Source organism: Daeguia caeni (assembly GCF_042653845.1).
GTDB lineage: Bacteria > Pseudomonadota > Alphaproteobacteria > Rhizobiales > Rhizobiaceae > Brucella > Brucella caeni.
In genome coordinates this window covers 1-5,381 of the sequence record NZ_JBHSEL010000087.1, presented here as the reverse complement: position 1 = coordinate 5,381, position 5,381 = coordinate 1, and the positions used below count along the sequence as shown (strand labels likewise).

Below are 5,381 nucleotides of genomic sequence, written 5' to 3'. Positions count from 1 at the left end.
CATTCAGACAATCCAACCTGGCGAATGCTTAAACTACTTCGCCAGTGCTGGATATGGTTCCATCAAAAAGTGAAATGCTCTAATGAACCTCCCGAAAATTACGGGAGGTTTGAATTTACATAATTCGCTGTATAGCCTTTTCAATACAGTGGACAGCCTGGCGTATAATAAATACTTCCATCTGCTAAATAATAATTTATACAAGTTAATATCTCGCCTTTATCATTTTGACTTTCCCAGGCAGATATTCCTCCTCCTGTAACCCATTCTATTTTCCCAGAAACATACTTATTTTCTTTAAGAGGAAAATATTTGTATCTATTGTCCTTAAGTTCGGACAAAGAAAAGTCAATATAGCTCGTTTGTCCATCCTTATTATTAATCGCCAGTCTAGCTGTGCCTTCGTTAACTCTTTTGTAAGTTCCAAATCGAATTGCAATGCCAACCAGCGATTGGTCAGTTTTTTCTCCTATGTATGTTTTATTTGTATTCAATTGAATTGGATTCTGTTTAGTTAATTGATGGCTAACTATTAGCTTGTGCTTTTCATTTGAGTAATACTCATTAAAATTTTTTATCATGTCCTTACGAACATAATATGGCTTATTGGGAATCTTCAGATAATTTGAATCGATAAATTCTTCTATACACTCAGAATAAGTGTCCCACGGATATTGATTCCATACTTTCCATTTGTCGATAAGCATGACTTTAGGTCTTACTTCTTTTATTTGCTTGCACGCATCTATTAAAATGCCGAATTTTGGGGTGTCATTGTATTTTTTCTGCCATGGCAAGTAGAAAAAGTGCCCGGATGCAGGAAGTCTATCCGAAGCCAGATATTCATAATTTCTAAAAGAGTAAGCAATTATTTTATCTTCTTTATTAGTGAGTTCGGATACAAGTTGTGAAAATTCTGTTTCTCTTGGAATTGGTTTTGATAATATTTCTTTTTTATCACCAGGTATAATAAGTGATATTTTTATTGTGCATAGTAACAAAAAGAACAGTGTTATGTATTTTGACGTAGTACTTTCAAATTTTACAACACTAAAATTCAGTGCAATGAATGGAAGCAATGCATAAAAATATGGCATTGCATGAAATCCTGGCCCCCGAATAAGCAAACTTACTACGCCTCCAACAAGAAGAAGCGTTCTCAATGGAAATATACTTTCCTTTCTAGCTAGAATAAGGCTGCTTGCCAACAAAAATATGAGTGACATAAAATACGTAATATCAGACGTTAACGTTCTGATTACTTTTACAATATAAATAAATCCTGGCTGAGAGTGGTTGTATAAAGGAAGTATTTTTGCATTCAAATATATATGGAAAGCTAAATATCCTTTTATAGATCCATACATGCACAAGAATGCAATATTTAAAATCAAGGCAGACAATAAGCCGTAAAAGGCATATTTATTAAAACTGTGCCTGTAGGATGAAAAAAATAGTAATATTGCGATAGGCAAATAAGTTATCGCCAAAAATGGTAGGGAGGCTATTAGTAAATTACCAAAAAACGCGCGTTTTTTATCAATTAATTCTTGGTTTATGATGGACGGTAGTGTATATTGTGATAGTATTATTACAATAAATATCCCTGCAATTGTTTGGTATTTATACATATGTCCAAAAATATTAGGAAAATAAGACAACATAAGTGTTGCAACTATTATGGACACCAATATTCTTTGGGTTCTACCTTTAATTATAGGTGAGTTGTATATAAGTATAACTGACAAAATTTGAATTATGGCAATAAATACCCTGTGGCCTTGTACGTTGAAGTTCCCGAACATTTCTGTTATTATGCCTGGCAGAAATGTTAGCGGGCCATGGTGGTTGAATATCTCTGAGTATAATTTTAATCCAGAAGACATCATCTTGACGGTAACTAACGTCTCGGATTCATCGCCCCATTCTCTATAATTTAATAATAAATATTGGTATCTTATGCCAAGGAAAACAAAAATTGATAATAAAATGCAAATGGTAACATCAGCTATGATGTTCATTTTTTTGTTATTTTGATTTTCATTATTGTTGTAAAGGATACTATTTTGCATCATATTTACCTGTGCACGCCATTAATAGTGTGTTCAGAACCTTCAGGTTTCCTTTAAGGAAGCTAATTTTTGTTGGCACTTCACCTTTTGGATATATTCTTGCTGTAGCAAGTTCCTTGCATCTGTATCCCAGCTTGGGGGCGCGATATGACAAATATGCGAGGAGCTCATAAGTTGAGAAGACATCTCTAAAGGGAGCTATCTTCGGGTCCAGTAGCATTCTGCGACTGTAAGCCCTGAAGCCTTGTGTCGTGTCGGTCCACTTGAAGCCCGATGCAAGGCTGAGGCATGGAGCGTGTATATATCTGATGGCAAAATCGCGGGACTTTGGGGTATTGACGGCGATACCACCTGGCAGGAAACGAGATGCCTGTACAAAATCAACCCCTTCTTTCAATGCTGCGATAAAGCGCGGTATTGCCTCAGGGTCATCTTTATTGTTGCCGTCAATTGTTACGATGCCTTCGTAGCCTTGGTCGAGCGCAAAGGCATATGCACATCGCAATTGTGCGCTGAGCTTTCCTGGGCCTTTTTTGATTATAAGGCCGCTTACATTCAATGACTTTAACCGGCTGATCTCCAGAGAGCCATCGGTACTGCCACCGTCAACAATAATGATATCGGCGATCTCAGATATGCGATTTGCTGCCATCCTTTCAAGCAGGTTCTGAATGCGCTCTCCCTCGTTGATGACCGGTATCACAACGCAATAATCATGTTGCTTGCCTTGCCATAGGGCAATTTCCATAGCAGGCACTTGCCATGTGGCTCTGTATTCAGGAGAAATGCTGGAGGTCATATTCATCTGTTACGCTACCTTGGATACGATCAGTGCCACGCCGACTATTATGAAAATAATACCAACCCCAATGGTCCAGTGAAATGGCTCGCGAAGTATGGCCAAGGAAACCAGTGCGACAGTTGCTATAGCCCCGGATGTCAAAATAGGGTGTGCAATGTTCAACGGTAAACGCGCGAGAGCTGCGGCATAGAGCAAGAAAGCTGCACCATACAAGCCTAGCCCAAGCCAGAACGGCCAGTTTGTCACTGCAGCGAAAGGGTCGCTCAACGAAGGAAATTTTCGTGGAGGCGTCATGGCGACCTTTACCAGCAGACTGGCGGATGCATTTGAAGCGATACCGAGAACCAATATCAGCCATTTCATCTGGTTACACCTGTATCGCTCGGTAGAGCGCGACTGCACGGGAAAGGGCTCGTTCGATCGAAACGAGATGTGGTTCCTGTGTAGTGGCGACCATTTCAATGGAGGCGACTTTGCCAGGCAAATGGCTCGCCAGTACTTTGCTCATGAATGCATGATCGGTATCGCCGTCTCCCAGAGGAGCCAGGCCGGGTTCACTCAAGTGAATATGACCAATCAGATCTGCATGGTTTGCCAGTATTGTTTCAGCTTGTTCCCCGTTGATGACAACGGCACCCGTATCAAACTGCATCCGAATGGCGGGATGGTCCGCAGCCATGACAATTTTGGCTGTCTCCTCACTGGTTATCATGAAATTCGCCCCATATCGGACGGGATTGGGTTCCAGACACATGATGACGCCATGTTCCTGAGCAATATCGCCAAGCTGTCGAAAAAATGAGACAGCCTGTTCAAGAGCCTGTTCGTCATTCAACCCTGTACGATCACGGTTTTTCGGCGAGCCAAAAACCAGTCTTGTTGCGCCAAGCTTCCCACCTATCCGGCACACTGCACGCAAATGTTCAAGCATGTCTTGCCGACTTTGGCTGTCACCAAACAGATTTAAGCCTGTTGTTCCAAACAGGAGGCCCTGCATGCCGGTGATCTCGATGCCTCTATCTAACCACCAGTGTTTCACCCGTGAGATGTCCGCATCTTTTGCCGCCGCAGGTACGGGGAAATATTTGCCCGGAGCAATATCAATCGCATCAATGCGAAACGTCTGCAGCAGTTTTGCAACTTCTGGATCTTCTTCCGTATCCCAGGCAATGTTCGATATCGCCAGTCTCACGACACGACTCCACTATCTGCTTTTAAGGTAGTGGGCTCTGATTGGGCATAGGCTCTTACAGCCTGTATGGATTCACGTGCGCTATACTGATAGCGTCCTTGTGCGCCAAACATGGGAGCATAAAGCGTCTGCATGTCATAAGAAGCAGGAGAGCTGGCTACTGCTTGATCAAAGGGGCGACCAAATCCTTGCAGGGAAATGTCTGCGACACTTACCGGCTCTGCCGTCAAATGTACCAGGGACAGACCAGCCTGAAGTGCGAGCTGGATGTCGTACCAAAGGTTCACCATAGGATAGAACTGAAATACCCCACGACTATCAATGGCTTGAATATTATTCTGATTGAGAAAATCAAAGATGATATTCTTACGCAACCCTGGGCCAACCAGACCCGGCAAACGAACAATCAGGTGGTTTGGAAAATTCTGTATGACAAATTGTTCCAGAAAATGCCTGTGCAGGCCATAGGCGTGCAAGCCGGCTTCTTCTACCCGAGTTGACTCATCGACACCAATCGGTTCCTTGAACACATCAACGGTGCTGATCAATATGAACTTGTTGCACTTGACAGTTCGAAGATGCCGGATCAGTCCGTCAATCTTTTTCCGATCTTCTTCCGGCGCACGATTGGCGATCCATTTTTGCGCAGGCGCTCCCGCACATATGACACAATCGAATTCCTGATTTTCAATGTCCTGGATATTGGTCGATCGATAAAGCGCAGCAAACGAGGACTGCTTCAGCAGTGTACTGCCGACAAAACCTGTATATCCGATCAGTGCATTATTCATCATCACCCCTGTGAACTCAAGAATTCTTCACCATCAAGCTTTTCAATGACGTCGTATATATTGTCGATCTTTCCACCCAAGACCGAGAAACAACCGGGCAATGATGCATGTCTTTCGAATAAAATCGGGCGGCCATCATCCCCTTCATTCTTGACCAAAACGGTTTTGACTTCGAAAAGGGAGTCAATATATCTTGCTTCCAAGAGAACGGGCAGGTAGCGAGCTGCATCACGGATCATCCGATCAACGCGTGTCTTGCGATCGTAGTCGGCAAGCTTTCTGTAAGGATTCTCATCCCTTGCGTCATTCCAGCTGAAATGCGGTGTATAACGTACATGTGACAGTGTATGTATTTCACGCGCAGGAAAGGGCATGAGTGAGAAAAACGGCCCATCCATTACAGTGATACCGATGTTTTTCAAAACATCCGGAACCTGAACGAGAGAGGTGGTTCGGTTTGTCTGAACAGTTTCGGGCGTTTCGTTAAGTGGATTTCCGCCGCGATTATGCCGCCACCATCATTG

Annotated in this window: 6 protein-coding genes; all 6 read right to left on the bottom strand. The window is 42.8% G+C overall.

From position 1 onward, the window contains the following. Nucleotides 1-140: 140 nt before the first annotated feature. Genes ACFO1V_RS09690 through ACFO1V_RS09665 form a run of 6 tightly spaced genes read right to left on the bottom strand, consistent with a single transcriptional unit; the run spans nucleotide 141 to nucleotide 5,279 of the window. On the bottom strand, nucleotides 141-2,072 hold the full coding sequence (locus tag ACFO1V_RS09690) for a hypothetical protein (protein WP_374834612.1): 1,932 nt from the start codon (nucleotides 2,070-2,072) through the stop codon (nucleotides 141-143). Next, a complete protein-coding gene (locus ACFO1V_RS09685) occupies nucleotides 2,062-2,877 on the bottom strand; it encodes a glycosyltransferase family 2 protein (RefSeq protein WP_374834614.1) in 816 nt (271 codons plus the stop codon). The genes ACFO1V_RS09690 and ACFO1V_RS09685 overlap by 11 nt, the downstream gene beginning before the upstream one ends. Before the next feature lie 3 nt (nucleotides 2,878-2,880). Continuing rightward, nucleotides 2,881-3,237, bottom strand: a complete 357-nt coding sequence (locus ACFO1V_RS09680) for a hypothetical protein (protein WP_374834616.1) — start codon at nucleotides 3,235-3,237, stop codon at nucleotides 2,881-2,883. 4 nt (nucleotides 3,238-3,241) lie between these two features. Further along, complete coding sequence (locus ACFO1V_RS09675) at nucleotides 3,242-4,066, bottom strand: sugar phosphate isomerase/epimerase family protein (protein ID WP_374834618.1); 825 nt, start codon at nucleotides 4,064-4,066, stop codon at nucleotides 3,242-3,244. Beyond that, nucleotides 4,063-4,857: an NAD-dependent epimerase/dehydratase family protein gene (locus tag ACFO1V_RS09670; protein WP_374834620.1), complete on the bottom strand. Its 795-nt coding sequence runs from the start codon at nucleotides 4,855-4,857 to the stop codon at nucleotides 4,063-4,065. The genes ACFO1V_RS09675 and ACFO1V_RS09670 overlap by 4 nt, the downstream gene beginning before the upstream one ends. Nucleotides 4,858-4,859: 2 nt before the next feature. Continuing rightward, nucleotides 4,860-5,279: a hypothetical protein gene (locus ACFO1V_RS09665; protein ID WP_374834622.1), complete on the bottom strand. Its 420-nt coding sequence runs from the start codon at nucleotides 5,277-5,279 to the stop codon at nucleotides 4,860-4,862. Nucleotides 5,280-5,381 lie beyond the last annotated feature (102 nt).